24 protein-coding genes and 1 pseudogene are annotated in these 21,076 nt (G+C 65.8%); 13 read left to right on the plus strand and 12 right to left on the minus strand.

What is annotated here, in order from left to right:
* Positions 1 to 373: 373 nt before the first annotated feature.
* The 3 genes from MSP7336_RS16425 to MSP7336_RS16435 are packed head-to-tail and all read right to left on the minus strand — an operon-like array spanning position 374 to position 2,341.
* Positions 374 to 1,168, minus strand: a complete 795-nt coding sequence (locus tag MSP7336_RS16425; RefSeq protein ID WP_113964141.1) for a DoxX family protein — start codon at positions 1,166 to 1,168, stop codon at positions 374 to 376.
* Between the two features lie 51 nt (positions 1,169 to 1,219).
* Complete coding sequence (locus MSP7336_RS16430; RefSeq protein ID WP_069396404.1) at positions 1,220 to 1,729, minus strand: DUF6328 family protein; 510 nt, start codon at positions 1,727 to 1,729, stop codon at positions 1,220 to 1,222.
* Positions 1,730 to 1,768: 39 nt separating this feature from the next.
* Positions 1,769 to 2,341: a TetR/AcrR family transcriptional regulator gene (locus tag MSP7336_RS16435; protein ID WP_113964142.1), complete on the minus strand. Its 573-nt coding sequence runs from the start codon at positions 2,339 to 2,341 to the stop codon at positions 1,769 to 1,771.
* Positions 2,342 to 2,407: 66 nt separating this feature from the next.
* Between MSP7336_RS16435 and MSP7336_RS16440 the strand changes: the two genes are divergently transcribed.
* Positions 2,408 to 3,064, plus strand: a complete 657-nt coding sequence (locus tag MSP7336_RS16440; protein ID WP_113964143.1) for a class I SAM-dependent methyltransferase — start codon at positions 2,408 to 2,410, stop codon at positions 3,062 to 3,064.
* On the opposite strand, the gene mmpH is transcribed toward MSP7336_RS16440, so the two are convergent.
* From mmpH to manT, 3 genes are read right to left on the minus strand one after another with little or no spacing between them, the layout of a single operon-like run.
* Positions 3,045 to 4,121 (minus strand): MMP endo-(1,4)-3-O-methyl-alpha-D-mannosidase, encoded by a 1,077-nt coding sequence (gene mmpH / locus MSP7336_RS16445; protein WP_113964144.1) that lies wholly within the window; start codon positions 4,119 to 4,121, stop codon positions 3,045 to 3,047. The two genes, MSP7336_RS16440 and mmpH, sit on opposite strands and share 20 nt — an antisense overlap.
* Entirely contained in the window at positions 4,108 to 4,839 is a 732-nt protein-coding gene (locus MSP7336_RS16450; protein ID WP_113964145.1) for a class I SAM-dependent methyltransferase, read from the minus strand. The genes mmpH and MSP7336_RS16450 overlap by 14 nt, the downstream gene beginning before the upstream one ends.
* Positions 4,833 to 6,089, minus strand: coding sequence for an MMP alpha-(1->4)-mannosyltransferase (gene manT, locus MSP7336_RS16455; RefSeq protein ID WP_113964975.1), 1,257 nt, complete (start codon positions 6,087 to 6,089; stop codon positions 4,833 to 4,835). Before manT ends, MSP7336_RS16450 begins: the two co-directional genes overlap by 7 nt.
* Positions 6,090 to 6,233: 144 nt before the next feature.
* Between manT and pncA the strand changes: the two genes are divergently transcribed.
* Both pncA and MSP7336_RS16465 read left to right on the plus strand, forming a co-directional pair.
* Positions 6,234 to 6,794 (plus strand): pyrazinamidase PncA, encoded by a 561-nt coding sequence (pncA, locus tag MSP7336_RS16460; protein WP_113964146.1) that lies wholly within the window; start codon positions 6,234 to 6,236, stop codon positions 6,792 to 6,794.
* On the plus strand, positions 6,794 to 7,624 hold the full coding sequence (locus MSP7336_RS16465; protein ID WP_069396330.1) for a ketosteroid isomerase family protein: 831 nt from the start codon (positions 6,794 to 6,796) through the stop codon (positions 7,622 to 7,624). The genes pncA and MSP7336_RS16465 overlap by 1 nt, the downstream gene beginning before the upstream one ends.
* Here the strand turns inward: MSP7336_RS16465 and MSP7336_RS16470 are convergent.
* On the minus strand, positions 7,573 to 7,923 hold the full coding sequence (locus MSP7336_RS16470; RefSeq protein WP_069396407.1) for a DoxX family protein: 351 nt from the start codon (positions 7,921 to 7,923) through the stop codon (positions 7,573 to 7,575). The genes MSP7336_RS16465 and MSP7336_RS16470 overlap by 52 nt on opposite strands.
* Before the next feature lie 78 nt (positions 7,924 to 8,001).
* Here MSP7336_RS16470 and MSP7336_RS16475 point away from each other — a divergent pair, with 78 nt between their 5' ends.
* Genes MSP7336_RS16475 through MSP7336_RS16495 form a run of 5 tightly spaced genes read left to right on the plus strand, consistent with a single transcriptional unit; the run spans position 8,002 to position 12,999 of the window.
* A complete protein-coding gene (locus MSP7336_RS16475; RefSeq protein ID WP_113964147.1) occupies positions 8,002 to 8,865 on the plus strand; it encodes a sigma-70 family RNA polymerase sigma factor in 864 nt (287 codons plus the stop codon).
* Between the two features lie 21 nt (positions 8,866 to 8,886).
* Positions 8,887 to 10,206 carry an ABC transporter substrate-binding protein gene (locus tag MSP7336_RS16480; protein WP_113964148.1) on the plus strand — a complete coding sequence of 440 codons (1,320 nt, stop codon included), beginning with the start codon at positions 8,887 to 8,889 and terminating at the stop codon, positions 10,204 to 10,206.
* Complete coding sequence (locus MSP7336_RS16485; protein ID WP_069396333.1) at positions 10,203 to 11,096, plus strand: carbohydrate ABC transporter permease; 894 nt, start codon at positions 10,203 to 10,205, stop codon at positions 11,094 to 11,096. Before MSP7336_RS16480 ends, MSP7336_RS16485 begins: the two co-directional genes overlap by 4 nt.
* Positions 11,093 to 11,926, plus strand: a complete 834-nt coding sequence (locus MSP7336_RS16490; protein WP_069396408.1) for a carbohydrate ABC transporter permease — start codon at positions 11,093 to 11,095, stop codon at positions 11,924 to 11,926. The genes MSP7336_RS16485 and MSP7336_RS16490 overlap by 4 nt, the downstream gene beginning before the upstream one ends.
* 2 nt (positions 11,927 to 11,928) lie before the next feature.
* Positions 11,929 to 12,999 (plus strand): ABC transporter ATP-binding protein, encoded by a 1,071-nt coding sequence (locus MSP7336_RS16495; protein WP_069396334.1) that lies wholly within the window; start codon positions 11,929 to 11,931, stop codon positions 12,997 to 12,999.
* Here the strand turns inward: MSP7336_RS16495 and MSP7336_RS16500 are convergent.
* Positions 12,996 to 13,859, minus strand: a complete 864-nt coding sequence (locus MSP7336_RS16500; RefSeq protein WP_113964149.1) for a CBS domain-containing protein — start codon at positions 13,857 to 13,859, stop codon at positions 12,996 to 12,998. The two genes, MSP7336_RS16495 and MSP7336_RS16500, sit on opposite strands and share 4 nt — an antisense overlap.
* Before the next feature lie 133 nt (positions 13,860 to 13,992).
* Between MSP7336_RS16500 and MSP7336_RS16505 the strand changes: the two genes are divergently transcribed.
* Entirely contained in the window at positions 13,993 to 15,201 is a 1,209-nt protein-coding gene (locus tag MSP7336_RS16505) for an MSMEG_1130 family ribosome hibernation factor (RefSeq protein WP_181786806.1), read from the plus strand.
* Between the two features lie 3 nt (positions 15,202 to 15,204).
* A pseudogene (locus tag MSP7336_RS16510) lies at positions 15,205 to 15,366 on the plus strand (YnfA family protein); the annotation flags it as partial.
* On the opposite strand, the gene MSP7336_RS16515 reads toward MSP7336_RS16510, so the two are convergent.
* The 4 genes from MSP7336_RS16515 to MSP7336_RS16530 form a co-directional block, all read right to left on the minus strand.
* Positions 15,363 to 15,626: a hypothetical protein gene (locus MSP7336_RS16515; RefSeq protein ID WP_007172605.1), complete on the minus strand. Its 264-nt coding sequence runs from the start codon at positions 15,624 to 15,626 to the stop codon at positions 15,363 to 15,365. The pseudogene MSP7336_RS16510 and the gene MSP7336_RS16515 overlap by 4 nt on opposite strands.
* Positions 15,627 to 15,769: 143 nt before the next feature.
* Complete coding sequence (locus MSP7336_RS16520) at positions 15,770 to 16,108, minus strand: transposase (protein ID WP_033718757.1); 339 nt, start codon at positions 16,106 to 16,108, stop codon at positions 15,770 to 15,772.
* An 11-nt stretch (positions 16,109 to 16,119) separates the two neighbouring features.
* A complete protein-coding gene (locus MSP7336_RS16525; RefSeq protein ID WP_089150873.1) occupies positions 16,120 to 18,489 on the minus strand; it encodes a copper-translocating P-type ATPase in 2,370 nt (789 codons plus the stop codon).
* Positions 18,490 to 18,544: 55 nt separating this feature from the next.
* Complete coding sequence (locus MSP7336_RS16530) at positions 18,545 to 18,841, minus strand: DUF1490 family protein (RefSeq protein WP_033718771.1); 297 nt, start codon at positions 18,839 to 18,841, stop codon at positions 18,545 to 18,547.
* A 121-nt stretch (positions 18,842 to 18,962) separates the two neighbouring features.
* Here MSP7336_RS16530 and MSP7336_RS16535 point away from each other — a divergent pair, with 121 nt between their 5' ends.
* The 3 genes from MSP7336_RS16535 to MSP7336_RS16545 all read left to right on the plus strand — a co-directional run bounded on the left by MSP7336_RS16535 (position 18,963) and on the right by MSP7336_RS16545 (position 20,941).
* Complete coding sequence (locus tag MSP7336_RS16535; RefSeq protein WP_007170246.1) at positions 18,963 to 19,394, plus strand: heavy metal-responsive transcriptional regulator; 432 nt, start codon at positions 18,963 to 18,965, stop codon at positions 19,392 to 19,394.
* 3 nt (positions 19,395 to 19,397) lie between these two features.
* Entirely contained in the window at positions 19,398 to 20,168 is a 771-nt protein-coding gene (locus MSP7336_RS16540; protein WP_007170247.1) for a DUF2182 domain-containing protein, read from the plus strand.
* Between the two features lie 440 nt (positions 20,169 to 20,608).
* The gene (locus tag MSP7336_RS16545) at positions 20,609 to 20,941 is read left to right on the plus strand and encodes a YnfA family protein (protein ID WP_007170248.1); all 333 of its coding nucleotides are present in this window, start codon (positions 20,609 to 20,611) and stop codon (positions 20,939 to 20,941) included.
* Positions 20,942 to 21,076: the final 135 nt, after the last annotated feature.

Here is a 21,076-nt window from a genome sequence, read left to right on the forward strand (position 1 = left end):
TCTATTGTGGACAGGCTATTACGACGGTTTCGGGCGGCACCGCGTGCGCCCGTAGGCTGTTGAGTTTGCCGGCATCCGAACTCCTTATTCGAATACCCATATAAGGCCCCTACGTGGCACAGTAGCCTAAGTGGCCCGCCCTACGGAGGGGATATCAACATCGCGGGCCCCGACGCAGCAGCCGACAGCCGCAACAACGCCTGGCCAATGTGCACTCGTATTCTTTGACAACAACAGCAACAGCTAACTGCGTGACTTGCGCCGAGCTGCGTGGGCCCGCACATTAGGTCACTCAACGCACCGTAGTCGCCGCCCAGGCCAACTCCACGCGGCGTGGACTCGGCCGCGCAGCTCTTCGCTGAGCCGTTTTCGCCTAAATCCAGCGCCTGCGGCGCTCACGGGCGGTTTCGGCCAGCTCGGTGCCGCGGTCCAGGGCGGTTTCGGCGAGTTCGGTGCCGCGCTCTCGCGCAAGTTCGGCCCAGTCAGCGCCGCGCTCACGGGCGGTTTCGGCCCACTTCGCCCCGCGGCTGCGGGCGGCCTCCACCAGTGGCGCGCCACGTTCGGCGGCGACACTGGCCAGTTCGCGGCCGCGCTCCGCGCCCATCTGCAGCTGGTGGCCGATCCGCTGCCCGACATCGCCGAGCTTTTCGCCGAGTTCGGAATCAATCAACGCGTTGTCGCTACCGCCAGCCGGAAACGCCTCGGAGACCGCCTCCGAGATCCGGCTCGCCGCCCGTCGACCGCGCCAACCCAGTGACGGCTTGCCCTCCGTATCGGCCGACGCGATGATCAGTCCACCCAGCAGGCTCAGATCGGTGAGGAAGTCACGACGTTTCTGCGCTTTCTGCTGGGGATCGGGTTCACTCCAAAACAGATGGCCGCCAAGGCTGCCCGGGATCACCGTCAACGCTAGCGCGGCCGAGGCGATCCGGGGCATCTTGCCGGTGGCAAGCAACAGTCCGCCTCCAACCTGTACGGCAGCATTGATGCGTGCGGCCGTCTGGGGGTCGGCGGGAACCTTGGTGCCCACCGGGTCGGGCAGGGTGCGCAGCGCCGCAAGGGTGGGCTGCGCAGCGTCGGCGCTGGTGGCGGGGTTTCGCAGCGTCTCGACACCCTGGCCGATGAACACCGCGGACAACAACGGTCGGGCGATTCGACGAAGCAACATGGATCGTGTGTTCCCGGCCTGGCGGCCTGGCAAACAGCCGGTGCTGAGCTCTCACCGCATCGGCGCTCCGATAGCGCGCATTCCAAGCGGCAGCACCACCCAGAGTCCGACGAATGCCACCGACGCGCAACCACCGGCCACCACGCCGGCGACATGGCCGGCCACCGCGTCGAAAACAACCACGGTTACACCCACCAGGGCCAGACCCAGCAGCAACAACCCGATATAGGCAAACCGGTGCGCGGCTGAAACCAAAACCTTCAGGCGATGGCGGCGAAACAGCAACCGGTGCATAGCAACCGGAGCGACCAGCAAAATCGTCGAACTAATCGAGCATGCGACCGTTGCCAGATACACCGCCCGCATGGTGTCGTTGAGTTCGCTGAACCGCTGCTGGAACGGCAACGTCAACAAAAACCCGGTCAGCAGCTGAACACCCGTCTGCACCACCCGCAGCTCCTGCAACAAACTGCCCCAATTCCGGTCCAACCGTTCGATTTCGGTCTCCGAACGGGCAGCCTCATACCACGCCTGGTCACGCTCGGGGTGGTTGACGTTCACCTCGGTGATCCTGCCAGCCACCAGCCGGCGTGGGCGCGGTTATTTCAATAACAGCCTTGCCGAGGACTCCAGCCGCTCGGCGATCTGCGCGTATGACCCGTATCCCATCCCGGCATGCACCAACGCCCCGGCGTACAGCAGCTCCAGTGACTCGACCACATCTGGAGCAGCCTCGGGACCCAACGCGGTCACCAGACGCTGATGAACCTCCTGGCCGATGCGCAGCCGCAGATGCTTGACTTCGGGATCCTTGCCCAACAAAGCATTGGTCACCGCGGCGGCCAACTCGGGTTCGTCGGCGAGCAGCAGCGAGATGTGCCGAAGCACGCCGATGACCCGGTCCGCCGGATCGGGTGAGTTGTCGGGTGGAACGGGCGTGGTCGCCAGTCGCCGCCAGAAAACTTCGGCCACAAGGTGTTCCTTGGACGCGAAATAGGTGTATGCCGTCGCGGTACCAACCCCGGCCTCCGCGGCAACCATACGAATTGTCAACCCCGCGAAGCCTTCTCGGCTCAGCACGTGGAGCGCGGCGTGGCCGAGGCGGTCAACCGTGTCGGCTTGCTTGGCGGTCAGTCGGCGCCTGGTCGACTCCCGAGCCACCGGGTCGGACACGTGTCCGGACACTACTACAACGTAGTATGGGCGGCAACCGATCCGATTCGTTAGGTTGCAGCGAAGATGACGCCTACTGAGCGCACCCGCCGGCTGTTCGAACTCGCCGACCAGGTGACCGGGTTCATGCCCTCCGACGAAGGTCAGGCGCTGCACGATGCGGCGCGGCACTACTTTCATCGCGGTGTCGGCGTGGAGATCGGGACCTACTGCGGCAAGTCAACCTTGCTGCTGGGCGCGGCCGCGGCGGCCACCGACAGCGTTCTTTTCACCATCGATCACCATCATGGTTCCGAAGAACACCAGCCCGGCTGGGAGTATCACGACGCGTCGTTGGTCGATGAAGTCACCGGACGCTTCGATACCCTGCCCGTTTTTCGGCGTACTCTCGACGAGGCTGACCTCGACGACAATGTCGTTGCGGTGGTGGGCAAATCGGCAGTAGTGGCCCGGGGGTGGGGCACGCCGCTACAGCTGCTGTTCATCGACGGCGGACACAGCGAGGCCGCGGCGCACCAGGACTTCGACGGCTGGGCACCGCGGGTACGTCTCGGCGGTGCGTTGATCATCCACGATGTGTTTCCCGATCCGCGCGACGGTGGCCAAGCGCCGTACCACATCTACTGTCGTGCCATCGAAAGCGGCGAGTTCACCGAGCGATCGGTCACCGGATCGTTGCGGGTGCTCGAACGCACCCGCGCCGTCAGCGATCCGTCCGGCTGACCGCGCATTCACAGTCGTAGTCGCCCTCGAGGCCGCGTGGCAGGTCGGTGCCGCGGAAGATGCCGCTGCCTGCGGTGGTGCACGACAACGCGTCGGCTGCAAGGATCACCGCCGCACCGGTCCAGGTGGTCCGCTCCACCGGCCAGCGCTTTCCGTCGCTGAACACCAAGCCGGTCCAATACGACCCGTCTTTTTCCCGCAGATGCTGCATGGCCGCAAACTGCTGCAGCGCCGCCCGCCGGCGGCCCATCGCGTCGAGCGCCAGGACCAGTTCGCAGGTCTCGGCGCCCGTGACCCATGGCCGGTCGTCGACGCATCGGATGCCGAGCCCATCGACGACGAAATCGTCCCAGCGCTCGGCGATTCGGGCCTCCGCGGCGGGCCCGCGTAGCGCCCCGCCCAGGATCGGGTAGTACCAGTCCATCGAGTGGTGCGGCTTTTCAGTGAACGCCGACGGGTGGGCGGCGATGGCGTGACCGAGCTGGCCCAGCGCGATTTCCCACTCGGGCTGCGGCTCGTCAAGGTAGTTCGCCAGTGCCAGCGCGCATCGAAGGCTGTGGAAGATGCTCGCGCACCCCGTGAGCAACGCCTCGGTTACCGGGCCGGACGGACCACGCGCCCAACAGATCTCACCACCCGGCAGCTGTAACTCAAGCACGAACTCGATCGCGGCGCGTACCGTCGGCCACATCGCCGCGGCGAACGCGCGGTCAGCGGTGATCAGTACGTGGTGCCAGACTCCGACCGCGATGTAGGCGCAGAAGTTGCTGTCGCTGTTGGCGTCCTCGACCACCCCGGCCCGCAGTTGAATCGGCCACGATCCGTCGACGCGCTGTTGGCGCCGGCACCAGTCGAACGCGTCGCGGGCCGGCTGGATCAACCCGGCAACGGTCAGCGCCATCGCGCATTCGATATGGTCCCAAGGGTCGGTGTGCCCGTCTTGCGACCAGGGGATGGCGCCTGAGGGTTCTTGCGCAGCGGCGATCGATTCGGCCGTTTGTAGGCATTGTTGTGGAGTGAAGACGTCGTCGACGCCCGGTATGTCACACCAGTTCAACTGCGGGCACCGGTTTCTCGAAATACAGCGCGACACTCTTACCGACAAGCGGGTTGAGTACCGATTCGGCCAGCCGTGTGATCCACGGTCGTCGCATCATGTCCCATACCAGCAGCCGGTGGTATGCCGTCACGGCGGGATGATCCGAGTTGGACACGCCGACAGCGCATTTCAGCCACCAGAACGGCGCATGCAGGGCATGGGCATGGTGAGTGTGCGTGAATGTCATTCCAGCCGTCGCGATCTTGTCACGCAGGGCGCTGGCCCGGTAGATCCGGATATGGCCGCCCTCGTTGCTGTGGTAGTCGTCGGACAGTAGCCAGCAGATCCGCTCGGGCAGCCACCGCGGGACGGTGACCGCCAGCTTGCCGCCGACTTTGAGCACGCGCACCAGTTCATCGATCACCGTGCCGTCGGCGGGGACGTGCTCGAGGATTTCCGATGCGATGACGCAGTCAAAGGTGCGATCAGGGTAGGGCAGCGCGAGCGCGTCACCGACCACGGTCTCGGCCTTGGCCGATGCGGGCGCTTCACCGGCTTCGGCCATGGCTCGCAACAACGTGGCGACGTTTTCCAGTTCCGCGGCATCCTGGTCGAACGCCACCACGTCCGCGCCTCGTCGGTAGGCCTCGAAACTGTGCCGACCCGCGCCGCAACCGACGTCGATGACCTTGGTTCCCGGTCCGACCCCCAGCCGGTCGTAGTCCACCGTCAGCACGGTTCACCGACCGCGGCCGGGGCACTGCGTGCGATCGCGCGTTCGTAGACGCGAACAGTCTGTGCCGCAACTGATTCCCAGCTATAGATCTCGAGTGCGCGGTGGCGGCCGGCCGCCCCGAGCCGGCGCCGCTGCTTCGGCGACTCCAGCAGCTCACCCAACACTCGGATCAACGCGGCGGCGTCGCCGGGCGGTACCATCCGCGCGCAGTCGCCATCGGGTCCCAGCACCTCGGGCAGAGCGCCGGTGCGGCTGGCGACGATCGGTGTGCCGCTTGCCATCGCCTCGACGGCGGGCAACGAGAAACCTTCGTAAAGCGAAGGGATGCAGGCTATTTCAGCTGAGGCGAATAACGCCGCGAGCTCCGTGTCGGAGAGTCCGTTGGACGTGTGCACGATGTCGGAGATGCCGAGCTCAGCGATGAGTTTCTCGGTGGGGCCGTTCGGTTCGAGCTTGGCGACGAGCTGGAGCTCCAGGTCCCGCTCGACCCGGAGTTTGGCCACCGCGTGCAACAGGTTCGCCACACCCTTGAGCGGCGTGTCTGCGCTGGCGATAGCGATGATGCGGCCCGGGACTCGCGGTTGCGCAGACGGGGCGAACAGCTCGGTGTCCACGCCCAGCGGAACCACGTGCAGCCGTTCGGGGTCCACGCCGAAATCGGTGGTGATGTCGGCCGCCGACGACGATGAAACGGTCAACAGATCCGGGATACTGCGGGCCACCCGTTGCTGCATTCCCAAAAAGCCATACCAGCGGCGCACCAGCGGCTTACGCCACCATGGAGCCGCTTGCAGGTCAAGCAACCTGTCACGGGTGATCGGGTGGTGCACCGTGGCCACCACCGGCAAGCCCAAGCCGGCGATGCTCAGCAGGCCGTCGCCCAGGCTCTGGTTGTCGTGAACCACATCGAAGTCGTGCACCCGCTGGGCCAACAGGCGCGCGGCCCGCAGGCTGAAGGTGCGCGGTTCGGGGAAACCCGCCGTCCACACCGTGGCAAGCTCCAGCAGGTCGATGCGGTCCCGGATCTCGCGGGGATGCGGAATCCGGAATGGGTCGGGTTCGCGGTACATGTCAAGGCTGGGCACTTGGCGCAGCACGACCCGAGGATCAAGAACCTCGGGGTAGGGCTGGCCGGAGAAGACCTCGACGTGGTGTCCCAGTTCGACCAGGCCGCGACTCAGGTGCCGAACATACACCCCTTGCCCGCCGCAATGCGTTTTGCTCCGATACGACAGCAAAGCAATCCGCATGCTCACGCCCAATCCGCTGGGGCGGAACCGGCGCAAGCGACGGTGGAGAACTCGGCGGTGACGTGGGCGGGCTGTCTGGACACGTGTCTGGACTATAATTTGACGAGCTACGTAGCGCAACGGCGCCCGCGTTACGGTGGAGGTATGCGGGCCTTGATCATCGTCGACGTCCAAAATGACTTCTGCGAAGGCGGCTCCATGGGTGTGAGCGGCGGTGCCGCGGTCGCCGCGGCCATCACCGACTATTTGGCCCGCACGCCCGATTACCGGCACGTGGTGGCGACGCAGGATTTCCATATCGACCCGGGCGACCATTTCTCCGATCAGCCCGATTACTCCTCGTCGTGGCCGCCGCATTGCGTCGCCGGAAGCCGAGGGGCGGAATTCCATCCCGCGCTCGATACCGGGCGCGTCGAGGCCGTCTTCCGCAAAGGCGCCTACAACGCGGCCTACAGCGGTTTCGAGGGAGTCGACGACAGCGGCACACCGCTGGCCGACTGGCTGCGGCAACACGGCGTCGACGAGGTCGACGTGGTGGGTCTGGCCACCGATCACTGCGTGCGTGCGACGGCGGAAGACGCCGCACGCGCGGGCTTTGCCACCCGGGTCCTGCTGAACCTGACCGCCGGGGTGGGGGAGCAGTCCACCGCTGAGGCCATCGACGCGCTGCGAACCGCGGGTGTGGCAGTGCTACCGAGCGCCTGATGAACGCGGCCCAAGCCGAACTGCTGGCGGCGGTGGAGCAATCGCCGCGGGCGGCGGCGGCCCGCGATCGCGCCGGTTGGGTGGACTTGTTCACCGTCGACGGTTCGGTCGAGGATCCCGTCGGGTCGAGGCCCCACGTCGGGCCGGCGCAGATCGGCCGCTTCTACGACACTTTCATCGGCCCTCGCGACCTCACTTTCCATCGCGATCTCGACATCATCCGGGGCCCGGTCGTCATCCGTGACCTCGAGATCGAGACGAAGATGAGTCCCGCGGTGACGATGCGGATTCCGGCGCACCTGCGCTACGACCTGCGTCAGGTGAGCGGCGAATGGAAGATTGCCGCATTACGGGCCTACTGGGAATTGCCGACGATGATGGTGCAGTTCTTGCGCAACGGCGTCGCCGCGCTGCCGGTCGCGCTACAGCTGTCGCACGGACTGATACGCAACCAGCGGTTGGTGGGCAGCGTGGGTTTCGCAACTGGCTTGCGCCGGGTCGGTTTTCGTCACAAACGGCAGGTGGACACTTTTCTGCATGCGATGGCTCGAGGAGACCAACTCGGTGCGCGGCGGGCACTTTCACGTACCACCACGATCACCTTCGGAGATGACGAAGAAGTCGGCATTACCGAGTTGACCGAGTGTCTGGCCGGCTGCGGCTGGACGAAAGCCATCGCTGCGGGCCCGACCGTGGCGGTTTCGGTCACGTCGCCGCACGGTCGCGGTGTGCTGTTCGCCGACATAGCTGCCCGCGGCGATGCAATCCGCCGGATCCGCTACTTTGCAGCGAGCAGCAGCGCCAACGACGCCGCCGACAGCAGCAGGTAGCCGCCCGGAAACGCGATGTTGTAAAGCACACCCGCGCGCAGGTGTGTGACGACGGCGCCGATGAAGAACAGCACCAGGCCGACCGCGGCTGCGATGCCGACCGCGGGCAGTACCAGGCCGGCGACCAAACCGACGGCTCCGGCGAGCTTGAGCGTTCCGAGCATCGGCAGCCACGAACGCGGGACGCCCACCTCGGCGGAATTCGCCAGCACGAACCTGGCCGGAACATAGTCGGCCACGGCTACGAAAGCGGTGACAACCACCGTGACCAGCGTGACTACCAGGTATGCGATGGTCATGGCATCCTCCTTATGAGTCTCCTTGATCGAGAACAGTGCAGTCATCTGGTTGACGTCTCGGGCGCAGGAAAGGTGACCATGAGTGCGATCGAGGAACTCGCTCGGCGATTCGACGCCGATCGCCGACATCTGCGGTCCGTCGCGTTTCACCTGCTCGGGTCGGCGGCCGATGCCGAAGACGCCGTGCAGGCCGCCTGGCTCAAGGCCAGTCGCGCGGACCCGGACGGCATCGAAAACCCCACCGGCTGGTTCACCACCATCACCGCACGTGAGGCATTGGACCAGCTACGGACCCGCAAACGCCGAGCCGAGCAGCCGCTGGAGGCGTGGGAACCGGCCCCGGTGATGCCCGTCGACGAAGACGTTCTGTTGGCGGACGCGGTTGATCGCGCCCTGCTGGTGGTCATCGACCGGCTCACCCCCGAGCAGCGGGTCGCATTCGTATTGCACGACGTGTTCGGCGTCCCGTTCGAAACGATCGGCGACCTGTTGGGCCGGTCGGCCGGCGCGGCCAAGAAGCTGGCCAGCCGGGCGCGTGGGCGGGTCCGGCCCGCGCCGTCCGCCGAGCCGAGTCCGACGGCCGAGCACGTCAGGATCGTGCAGGCCTTCCTCGAAGCGTCCCGCGGCGGGGATATCGCCACGCTGCTCGAGCTACTGGCGCCCAACGTGATTCGTCGCGTTGACCGCGTGTTGGTGCCCGCGGACGTGCCCACCGAAGTCCGTGGCGCGCGCCAGGTCGCGGAGGAAACCCGGCAATTCACCCAGCGCGCCCGGGTCGGCGTCGTGGTGCTCGTCGACGGCGCGCCGGGTATCGCGATTGCGCCGGCGGGACGCCTGCAGGCACTGCTGCGCATCGGAATCCGCGAGGGCCGTATTCACACCATCGACATCGTCGGCGATCCCGGCCGGCTCCGCGACACCGTTCTGGCACTTCCGCGGTGACCAGGCGACAATCGAAGCGCCATGATCGATAAGCCGTTTGGACGGCGGACGTTGTTGCGCGGCGCCGGTGTGCTTGGCGGCGCGTCATTGGCGATGTGGCCCCAGGGCTGTGCCTCCGGCGACGATGCGCTGACCTTCTTTTTTGCCGCGAATCCCGAAGAGGCCGACGCGAGGATGCGGATCATCGACGCGTTTTCGGCTCGGCACCCCGACATCAAGGTGCGCACCCTGCTCTCCGGTCCGGATCCCGTGCAGCAGATGTCGACATTTTGCGCCGGCGGCAAGTGCCCCGACGTGCTGATGGCGTGGGAGTTCAGTTACGCGGGGCTGGCTGACCGAGGCGTGCTGCTCGACCTCAACACCATGTTGGCCCAAGACCGGGCCTTCGCCGCGCAACTGAAAGCCGACAGCATCGGGGAGCTGTATGACACCTTCACCTTCAATGGCGGCCAGTACGCCTTCCCGGAGCAGTGGTCGGGCAATTTTCTGTTCTACAACAAGAGGCTTTTCCACGAGGCGAATGTGCCTGCACCGCCGACCAACTGGGATCAATCGTGGAGCTTCGCCGAATTCCTCGACACAGCGCGGGCCCTCACCAAGCGCGACCGATCCGGAAGGGCGACCCAGTGGGGATTCGTGGACACCTGGGTGGCGTCATACTCAGCCGGATTGTTCGGGATGAACAACGGTGCCCCGTGGTCGGTTCCGCGAATGAACCCGTCACATGTAAACTTCGACAACGCCAAGTTCATCGAAGGCGTGCAGTTTTACGCCGATCTGGCCAACAAGTACAGGGTCGCTCCCACCGCTTCCGAGACGCAGTCGATGTCCACGATGGACCTGTTCTCCGCCGGCAAGGCGGCGATGGCGTTGGGCGGACACTGGCGGTATCAGACGTTCGACCGTGCCCCGGGCCTGGATTTCGACGTCACCGTGTTGCCGGCCGGTCCACACGGAGGCAAAGGCCGTTCCAACATCGGTACCACCGGCCTTGCCATCGCAGCCAGCAGCCACCGCAAGCAACAGGCATGGGAGTTCGTCAAGTTCGCCGCTGGACCCGTCGGGCAGGCAATCATCGGTGAGACAGGGCTTTTCGTTCCGGTGCTGCGCTCGGCTATCAACTCGCCCGGATTCGCATCCGCGCATCAGCGCATCGGCAACCTTGCGGTGTTGACCGACGGGCCCGCGCACTCCGAGGGCCTGCCGGTTTCTCCGGCGTGGGAGAAGGTCAACGCGTTGATGGACCGGAACTTCGGGCCGGTGCTGCGTGGCAGCCGGCCGGCCACGTCGTTGGCGGCCGGGCTGTCGCATGAAGTCGACGAGGTGCTGCGCAGTCCATGACACCGATCGACACACGACGACGTGCACGTGCCGGACGCCTTTTCGTCGCCCCCAACCTGGCCGCGGTGGCGGTGTTCATGGTGTTTCCACTCGGGTTCTCGCTGTATATGAGCTTCCAGGAGTGGGATCTGTTCACCCCCGCAAAGTTCGTCGGCACAGCCAACTTTCGGCATCTTTTCACCGCCGACCCGCTTTTTCCCATTGCGGTCCGCAACACGCTGATATTCACCGTCGGAACCATCGTGCCGACCGTTTTTATCAGTCTGGCCGTGGCCGGCATCCTGAATCGGAAGGTCAAGGGCATCGGAGTCTTTCGCACCATCGTCTTTCTGCCGTTGGCCATGTCGTCGGTGGTGATGGCTGTGGTCTGGCAGTTCGTTTTCAACACCGACAATGGACTACTCAACATCATGCTCGGCTGGTTCGGGATCGGTCCGGTCCCGTGGCTGATCGAACCCAGGTGGGCCATGGTGTCACTGTGTCTTGTCAGCGTGTGGAAAAGTGTCCCGTTCGCCACCGTCATCTTGTTGGCGGCGATGCAGGGAGTTCCCGAAACCGTCTACGAGGCGGCCAGAATCGACGGGGCAGGCGAGATCCGCCAATTCGTGTCGATCACCGTGCCGCTGATCCGGGGCGCCTTGTCGTTTGTGGTCGTCATCTCGATCATTCATGTGTTCCAGGCGTTTGACTTGGTGTATGTCCTCACCGGCCGCAACGGCGGACCGGAGACCGGCACGTACGTGTTGGGCATCATGCTTTTTCAGCATGCGTTCGCGTTTCTGGAGTTTGGTTATGCGTCGGCGCTGGCGTGGGTGATGTTTGCGGTCTTGCTCGCGTTGACGGTGGCCCAGCTCCGGCTTGCGCGCCGACGGGCGTGGGAGGGCCCATGAGCAGAGTTGCCGCGCGCAGTGTCGGGCGCGCCATCGCGCTCTACGGTGCGCTGATCGTCGTGGCGTGGTGTGCGCTGTTCCCGATACTGTGGGCGGTATCGGGGTCGCTCAAACGCGAAGGCGAGGTGAGTGAGCCAACGCTGTTCCCGACCCACCCGCAATGGTCGAATTACCGCGACGTGTTTGCGCTGATGCCGTTCTGGCGGATGTTCTTCAATACGGTGGTTTATGCCGGATGCATCACTGCCGGTCAGGTCTTCTTCTGCTCGCTGGCGGGATATGCGTTCGCACGCCTGCAATTCCGCGGACGTGACACGGTGTTCGTGCTGTACTTGGGCACGCTGATGGTGCCGCTGACGGTGACCGTGATTCCGCAGTTCATCCTCATGCGCTTGGTGGGGTGGACCGACACGCCGTGGGCGATGATCGTGCCGGGTCTGTTCGGCACCGCCTTCGGCACCTACCTGATGCGGCAGTTCTTCCGAACCCTGCCGGCCGACCTCGAAGAGGCCGCGATCCTCGACGGCTGTTCGCCGTGGCAGATCTATTGGCGGATCCTGCTGCCGCACGCCAGACCCGCGGTCATGGTGCTGGCGGTACTCACCTGGGTCAATGTCTGGAACGACTTCCTGTGGCCGCTGCTGATGTTGCAACGCAAGAGTATTGCCACCCTCACGCTTGGTCTGGTGCGGATGCAGGGGGAATACGTCGCTCGGTGGCCGGTGCTGATGGCCGCATCGATGCTCATTCTGCTTCCACTGGTCATCATCTACGCGGTGGCTCAACGCGCCTTCGTCCGAGGGATCGCCTTGACGGGGATCGGTGGATAGCCATGGCCTCAGTGACTTTCGAGCAAGCCACCCGCCAATACCCCGGGACGGACCGGCCGGCGCTCGACCATCTCGATCTGTCGGTCGACGATGGTGAGTTCGTTGTGCTGGTGGGGCCTTCCGGGTGCGGCAAAACGACTTCGCTGCGAATGATCGCCGGCTTGGAGACCCTCGACTCCGGCCGCATCCGCATCGGCGCCCGTGACGTCACCGCCGACGACCCCAAAGACCGTGACGTCGCAATGGTTTTCCAAAACTACGCGCTTTATCCGCACATGACCGTGGCCCAGAACATGGGTTTCGCCTTGAAGATTGCCAAGACACCCAAAGCCGAGATCCGTGAGCGCGTGTTGGACGCGGCGCGTCTGCTGGACCTGGAGCCCTACCTGGACCGCAAACCTAAGGACCTGTCCGGCGGCCAACGGCAACGGGTGGCGATGGGTCGCGCCATCGTGCGCCGACCCCAGGTGTTCTTGATGGACGAACCGCTGTCCAACCTCGATGCCAAGTTGCGGGTCCAGACCAGAAACCAGATCGCCGGATTGCAGCGGCGGCTGGGTACCACGACCGTGTACGTAACCCACGACCAAGTCGAAGCCATGACGATGGGCGACCGGGTAGCGGTCCTGCGTGACGGTGTGCTGCAACAATATGCGTCGCCGCGCGAGCTCTACCGAAATCCCGCGAATGTATTCGTCGCGGGATTCATCGGATCTCCGGCAATGAACCTTTTCACGCTCGCGGTCAGTGATCACTCGGTGGCACTGGGAGACTGGCGGCTCGCGCTACCCCGCGCAGTGACCGACGCCGGCGATGAGATCACGGTAGGTTTGCGACCCGAGCACCTCGAAATCGCCGACACCGGCCTGGAAATGGAGGTCGATGTCGTCGAGGAGCTCGGTGCCGATGCGTATCTGTATGGACGGCTGTGCGTACCCGGCGACGCCACGATTCGTCCGGTGATCGTCCGTGTCGACGGACACAATCCACCGTCGCGCGGTACCCGAGTGCGATTGCAGCCGCAATCCGAGCATGCGCATTTCTTCGGCGCCGACGGCCAGCGGGTCCCTTAGGCCGGCACTGCCGCGGTGAGGATCTCCTGAAGTTCCGTCGGAAGCTGGCTGCGCACCTGTTTGGCTTCGCCGGGGCTGATCGCTGCCAGTACGGTTGTCGCGACCGCGACGAGGAGCGGAGTTGCCCGAGCCCGGTCGACACCCAACTGTGCGACGAGCTCGGCCTCGATGGACTCGCGCGTGACCGAACGGTCCGGCCCCGGGGGCAGGGCCTGCAGGTGCGGCTTGAGCAGCGAGGGCAGTTGTGAAATGAAGTCTTTCGCTTCCCCCGCGTTGAGCCGTCGAACCAGGGCGCTCACGACGACGTCGAGCGCGGTGCGGGCCTGGTCGACGTCGTCTAGACCGGCCTCCTCCTGAACCAGCCGGACCAACCGATTGAGCGTCGCTTCTGCTCTCACGAGGCTACGACGACGCGCCGGTGACCGCTCACTCTCGGCGGGACCCCCCTCGCCGATCTGCGCCTCCACGATCGCCGCGAGGTCTTCGAGCGGTGCGGCCTCGTCGAGAATGAGATCATCCAGTGTCACCATGCCGACGACTCGCCCGTCATCGACCAGCGGGATGCGTCGCACGTTGCGTTCTCGCATCAGGCGTATCGCGTCCGCGGTCGAGTCGGACGGGGACAGCGTCACCGGTGACGGAGTCATCACGTCGGCGATCTTGGTTGTCGATGGATCAAGCCCGCGCCCCAATGCCCGCACGGTGAGGTCGCGGTCGGTGACCATGCCGACCAGCTGGCCGGCCTTCTGGACGACCACGGCGCCGATGCGATTCTGCTCGATCGCGCGTGCGGCATCCAGCACCGGATCCTTCGGGTTAAGCACTACCAGTCGCGGGCGACGGTACCAATGAAGAGCCATACGTTCAGGCTGCCACCCGGGTGAGGACACCTCTAGGGACTAACGACCCCTGTAGAAACGTCCGATCGGCATGCACCATGAGGTAGGCGGGAGGGATATCGGCGAAGCGCAACAAAGCGAAAGGCGGTGGATCGTGCTAGCTCTCGAGCGGCTCGACGAGGACAGTCTGCGGGATCTCTTGCGCCGGACAGACAAACACGGCGTGCTGTCGGTCTATGCGCACGCCGACCCGCGGCCCGATCCCAACCTGCGAGCGGTCGCGATCGACCTGAAGAACCGGTATCGGGAGTTGCTGCGTCGGATAGGCGAAGCTGGCGACGCCGAGCCAAGCCGCGAACTGACCGCCGCGCTGGAGCGGCTCTGGCCGCAGATCGAGCGCCTGGCGGATCCGACCGGGACGGGCCGCAGCCGAATAGTTTTCGCCGCGTTGGACAGCGGCTGGACGCTGCAACTGAAGAGCGCGATGCCGGTGGCCAATCGGTTGGTCCTGGACGACACACCGTTCGTGCATCCGTTGCTGGAACTGCTCGATGAAGGGCGGCCGGCGGGCTTCCTCATCTTGTCCGCGAAGGAGGCTCGGCTGTTCGAGTGGCGCGTCGGGTCACTGCAGCCGCTGAGCACGTTGGAGCAGGAATACGTTGAAGCGCCGCACGAGCGCGCCGGACAACGCGGAGGCGGCCCGCCCGGACAGTTCCACTCTCCGGTGCGCGAACAGCGTCAGTCCCGCGAGCGAAAGCAGACGGAGCGGTTTTTGAATCAGGTCACTAAGGTGACGGCAACGCTCGCCGACGAGCGCGGCTGGGAGCGCATCCTGGTCAGCGGGGGAGAGCGCCTCACCGATGCGACCATTTCCAGATTTCCAAAGGCACTGCGCGACAAGGTGTTCGCTGATACGCGTGTCCTCATCGGGCTTGACGACGCCGCGCTGTCGGAGGCCGTCACGGAATGGATCCACGAACAGCACCTCGAACGCGAGCGTCAACTCGTGGAGCGCATACGTGAAGGCGTCGGCTTCGGCGTGGCCGCCGTCGGGTTGTCGGAAGTCAGCGCCGCGCTGAACATCGGACGGGTCGCGCACCTTGTGTACGACCCCGAGGTCAGATATGTGGGGACCATCGGCGCCGACGGGTTGCTGTACGGCGGTGACGAGGCCGGCCCGGACGGGCGCGGCACACCGGAGCCGCGTTTCACCGAGCGGCTGATCGAGCGGGCGCTTGAGACGAGAGCGCGAATCAGCTGTCCGTTGTCGTTCTATCTGAGGCAGGTGCGGGCGTCTGACCTGCGGTGCCTCAGATCAAATGGCGATCCTGTTGCGGGTGGTTTGTCATCTGATCTGAGGTAAATAGGCCGGATCCTGGCCGCCTACGGGGAGGCGTGTTCGTCGGCGGCTCGCTGGCGTGGGGTATGGCCCTCGAGGGGTTCCGACCCGGCCGCTGGGACGTGCTTGGCGCCCCTGGTTTTCCTGGCCGGCGTTGCCGTGAACATGTACGCTCCTCGCGGCCACTAGCTTTCGGCCGCAATCGCCCGTCGCAGCGCGGTCAGTATGACGTCACGGCTGGGCAGATCCAACCGACAGACGTCACCCGTCGGCGGCCGATCGGGACGCATCACATCGGTGCCGTCAATCAGTATCGACGGTGACGGAAAGGGTCCGACCCGCTCAACGATCGCCGTGTTGATCCCGACCACGGCCAAACAGTCGACCAGCATTTCATGGGCCGTTGCCGCGTTCGGACAGCCCGGGCTGCTCAGAATCTCAATCCGCATCCCACGGTCTCCCAACACCCATCATTAGCATCTCAGGTGGGTCAATTTTCGCGACCCGGTGACAGTTGCAGCCGGAGTTCGACGCGCCCGGTAGCTCGGCGATTTCGGGTACGCCGTGGCAGGCGCACTCCCTTGCGGCGAGTTCAAGCCGCGGCTCGCCGCTGCTGCGGTCGCAAAGTGTGCCGAGACGCGTCTATGCCGGCCATTTCTTGCGCCTGCTCGGCTGCGGTCTGCCCTAGCCGGACCAAATCCGCTCGCTCCTGGACCGAAAGCGGCTGTTCGCCAGCGACATCTGGCCGCTGGCCGTCACCGCTGCGGGCCTGGGACATCAGCCACCGCTCATCGCGCACCCATGTATGCAGCAGGCTCGTGTCCACGTTTAGCTGGCGGGCTACCTCAGCGACTCGCCGCTGCCCGTCGATCACCATGTGCGCGGCCGTGACTCGATACTGCGGGGTGAATGAGCGCCGATGTTGTGGCATACCTACTGGCTTCACGAATCCCACGTCGCGCTATCTGGGATGTCCACCATGTGGGCGGTCTGGGGCGATCCTTGTCGGGTGTGGCGGCCGAAGCGGCGTAGCCGCAGCGAGTTGGTGACCACGCTGACCGAGGAGAGCCCCATCGCCGCTCCCGCGATGATCGGGTTGAGCAGACCGAGTGCGGCTAGGGGGATCGCGGCGGTGTTGTAGCCGAAGGCCCAGCCAAGGTTCTGGTGGATCGTGCGCAGCGTCTGCCGCGAGAGCGCGATCGCCTCCACAACACCGTCGAGCCGGCCGGACATCAGCGTGATGTCGGAGGCCTCGATGGCCACGTCGGTGCCGGTGCCGATCGCAATGCCCAGATCGGCCTGCACCAGCGCGGGGGCGTCGTTGACGCCGTCGCCCACCATCGCGACCACCCGCCCCTGGTCTTGTAGCCGCTCGATCTCGGTGACCTTGTCCTGCGGCAGCACCTCAGCCAGGACGTGATCGATGCCGACCTGTGTGGCGATCGCGGCGGCGGTGCGCGCGTTGTCGCCGGTGATCATGGCGACCTGCAAGCCCATGGCGTGCAGTTGAGCGACCACGTCGGCGGCGTCGTCCTTGACCGTGTCAGCGACGGCGAGCACGCCCACAACGTGGTCGTCGCGGCCGACGAACACCGCGGTGCGGCCCTGCTCTTCGAGTTCGGCGGCCGCCGCCGCAAGGTGCTCAGGCAGCAGCAGCTCGTGGTCGTCGACAAGTGTGCGACGTCCGACCAGCACGGTGCGGCCGTCGATCTGGGCCTGCACCCCGTGGCCGGCGAGGCTGGCGAACGCCGTGGCGGCCGGAATCTGCAACCCCAGCTCGCGCGCGGCCGCGACGATCGCCGCGCCGATGGGGTGCTCGGAGCCCGACTCGACCGCGGCGGCGATCTGCAGCACCAGATTGGGCTGGCGCCGCTTGCCGGCAATCACATCGGTGACCCGCATCTGGGCGCGGGTCAGCGTGCCGGTTTTGTCGAACACCACGGTGTCGATCTTCTTCGACGCTTCCATCACCTCGCCGCCTTTGACCAGGATCCCCAGCTCCGCGCCGCGGCCGGTGCCGACCGTGATCGCCGTGGGAGTGGCCAGGCCCAGCGCACACGGGCACGCGATGATCAGCACCGCCACCGCGGCGGTCATACCGGCGACCGGGTTGGCGGCGATCAGCGTCCACCCGGCAAACGTCACCGCGGCAACCCCGACGACGGCCGGGACGAACACCGCCGAGACCCGGTCAGCCAGTCGCTGTACCGGCGCCTTGCCGCCCTGTGCCTGCTCGACCAGGCGCACAATCTGCGCCAGCGCGGTATCGGCGCCGACGGCGGTGGCGCGCACGGTCAGCAGCCCGTCGATGTTGACCGTCGCACCGGCAACACGGTCGCCCACCGATTTTTCGACCGGGACGGACTCGCCGGTCAGCATTGACTCATCGACGACGGCGCGCCCGTCGGTGATCTCGCCGTCGACCGGGATCTTCTCCCCAGGCCGTACCCGTACCAGGTCTCCGACTTGTACCTGATCAACCGGCACGAGAATTTCTTGCCCGCCGACGAGCAGGCAGGCTTCCTTGGCGCCCATCTCCAAAAGCTTGCCGATCGCCTCCGACGCCTTGCTCGTGGATCTGGCCTCGAAATAGCGACCCAGCACCACGAACGCAATGATCAGCGCCGCCGTCTCGAAGAACAGTGCGCCACCGGCGAACAACTCATACGTGGAGTAGCCGAATGCGGTCAATGTGCCCAGTGTGATCAGCGTGTCCATGTTGGCGCTTCCCGCCCGCGCCTGCTGCACCGCGCCGCGCAGGAACGGCCACCCGGCGACGAATTGCACCGGTACCGTCGCCGCGAACGCCAACCACCCCGCCCACGGATAGGCGCCGAACACCATCGTCGACACCGACGCCAGCAGCGCCAACGGCATGGCCAGCCACAACCGCCGCAACCAGTTCCGCTGCTCACGCCTGTTCAGTTCACCCGAGGACGCCGTGCCGCACGCACCGCCCTGTCCCTGCCCGCAGCCGCCACTACCCTCGGTGTCGCGCGGCGCGTCGCTATCGGGCCGGGCGCCCAGTAATCGGCGGAGTCCACCGATGGCCTTGCGCACCACCCCGGGGGTGCGCGCATCGCCGGAATGCGGGGCACGGGTGGGCACCAACTCTGCAGGGATGTGCTCGGCTACGCCGATCGCCGACAGCACCGCCGCGGTGTCGCAGCGCTGCGGCGAATACTGGATCACCACCGATGCCGTGCGCGGATAGGCCGTCACCGCCTGCACACCGGGCACCGTGGCCAGAGTCTCCTCGATCGCGACGGCCCGGACCGCATCGACATGAAATCCGGTGATGCGCAGCCGCATCCGCCCGGACGCGTCCGATACGACCGTCGCCGTGGCGTCGGCGGCCGGCAGGACCTCAGTCGTCATGGCCGTCGCCCGGGCTCGTCACGATCGCCGGTTCGGTGTCCTCTCCGGCGCGCTCTCGTGCCTCGGCAACCACGTCGGCGACCGTCAATCGGATCTGTTCCGTGTTCGTTTCGGCCGTGCGCTGCGCTTCGCGGGCGGCCCGGATGCCCCACGCGGTCACAGCAACGGTTGCCGTGCGCAACGGAACCTTCGCCACGGCCGTGCGCACTGCCTCATACGCCGCAACCCCCACCACCCCGGTTACCACCGTGGGCGCCGCCTTCATCAAGAACCCATGCCACGCCATACCAAGCACTCCCTTCCCGTCGTTGCACCGCCAAACGGTGACCAGTCGGCCACGGTCGCTGCGGAGCGACACGAACCCATCCTTGACCTTCCAGTACAGTGGAAGGTCAAGGATGGGTTCCATGCAGATCGGCGAACTAGCGAAACTCAGCAATACCAGCGCGAAAACCATTCGCTTCTACGAGAACGCGGGGCTGCTCCCGCCACCGGCACGCACGGCGTCGGGGTACCGCGACTACGGGCCCGAGGTCGTGGATCGGCTGCGGTTCATCCATCGGGGCCAAGCCGCCGGGCTGACCTTGCAGAAGGTGCGCCAAATCCTGGCGATCCACGACCGCGGTGAGGTGCCGTGCGGGCACGTGCAACAGGTCCTGCACACCCGTCTGGACCAAGTCCGCGCGCAGATCGCCGAACTGGTCGCCCTCGAAGGCCACCTGCAGACCCTTCTCGACCACGCGGCGCACGCCGCGCCCACCGAACATGACCAGTCCACGGTGTGCTGGATTCTGGAAAGCGACCTGGATGCCGACGCCACCGTCGGTCCCGGCCACTAGACCATGAACAGCACCGAAATGCGTGAGTGGTCATGGACTGATGCGTGGTTGCCGGCCGCCCTGCTGGGTGTGGCGGGGGTGGGCTGGTGGTGGTCAGTGGTCAGCATGACCGGCGACGCCATGTCTATGGACACCGAGCCAGGAATGCCCATGGAGACCGCGCCAATGATGTCGTTCGCCGGTTTCCTCATCGCGTGGGTGGCCATGATGGCCGCGATGATGCTTCCTGCGGTCCTGCCCGTCGTTCGCGCCTACGCCCGCGCCGCCACCGGCAGCGCCGCTCCAGCGATCGTCTTCGTCGCCGGATACCTGGCCCTGTGGAGCGCCACCGGGATCCCCGCCTTCTGGGCGTGGAGCCACCTCAACGGGCCACTGGCACACGGATCACCGTGGGTCGGCCGCCTGGCCGGCGCCATAGCGCTGGCCGCCGGGATCTATCAGCTCACGCCGCTGAAAGCAGCGTGCCTGCGGCACTGCTACTGGCCATTGTCGGTTTCCCCGCCGTGCGGCAAGTACCACGACAGCCCGGCCCGGGCGCTTCGTGCCGGTGGGCGCTACGGCGTCTTTTGTCTGGGCAGCTGCTGGATGCTGTTCGTAGTCATGATCGCCTTCGGCACCATGCAATTGGCGTGGATGCTGGCGCTCTCGGTGGTGATCTGGCTGGAGCGAGTCGCCTCCTTCGGCGATTGGCTCACGCGCGTCACGGGGGCGGTGCTCGTAATCCTTGGCGTTGTGCTGCTGGTGCACCCCGCGTTGGTCATCAACCTTGTCTAGCGAGGAGTTAAGTCATGACGACGACGACACAACCACGCACCCGCCCCTGCGCTTTAGCGGCGACATTTTGATCTGGCTGTCCGCTGTCGTTTGATCTGAGGCGCTGCTGGCCGTTTGACCTGCGGCGCCTCAGATCCGTGCGCTTGAGCACAGTATTGCGGGGTTGATCGAGGATGCCGGTGCTGCCTGCGTGAGCGGGTCCAGTGCCGAGTGCCCAGTTCTCGAAGAACTGACTGAACCGGCAGTGCGGCATTCGATTTGAACGCCAACGCATTGCCGTGTTCACGTCGGTTCCCGTGGGTTGGCTCTCTGAGTATGGTGTGCGGGGCAGGTGTCTGTCACGGGTACGCGCACGGGTCGACGATCGGGTTGTGGGGCTGCCGCGTCCGGAAGCCGGGGACGCCCCGATGCCCCGGCACGGTCTCCTAAGATCAGCAATCATGGTGGCGCGTTCAATCCTGTTATTCGTCCTGGCTGCGGTCGCCGAAATCGGCGGTGCCTGGCTTGTCTGGCAAGGCGTCCGCGAGCAACGTGGTTGGCTCTGGGCGGGACTCGGCGTCATCGCGCTAGGAATGTACGGGTTCGTCGCCACCCTGCAGCCCGATGCCCATTTCGGCCGGATCTTGGCCGCCTACGGCGGCGTATTCGTCGCCGGCTCGCTGGCGTGGGGCATGGCCCTCGACGGGTTCCGACCCGACCGTTGGGATGTGATCGGCGCCCTGGCCTGCCTGGTAGGCGTTGCCGTGATCATGTACGCCCCTCGCGGCCACTAGCTCAGCATCACGTGGCGGCCGGGCAGGCCCAAACCGACCCATCGGGGGCGGATCGGGACGCATCACCTCGGCCCCGCCGATCAGTATCGACGGTGACGGAGACGGGCCGGCACGCTCAGCGATCGCCGTATCGAT

The sequence above is a fragment of the Mycobacterium shimoidei genome, assembly GCF_900417275.1.
GTDB lineage: Bacteria > Actinomycetota > Actinomycetes > Mycobacteriales > Mycobacteriaceae > Mycobacterium > Mycobacterium shimoidei.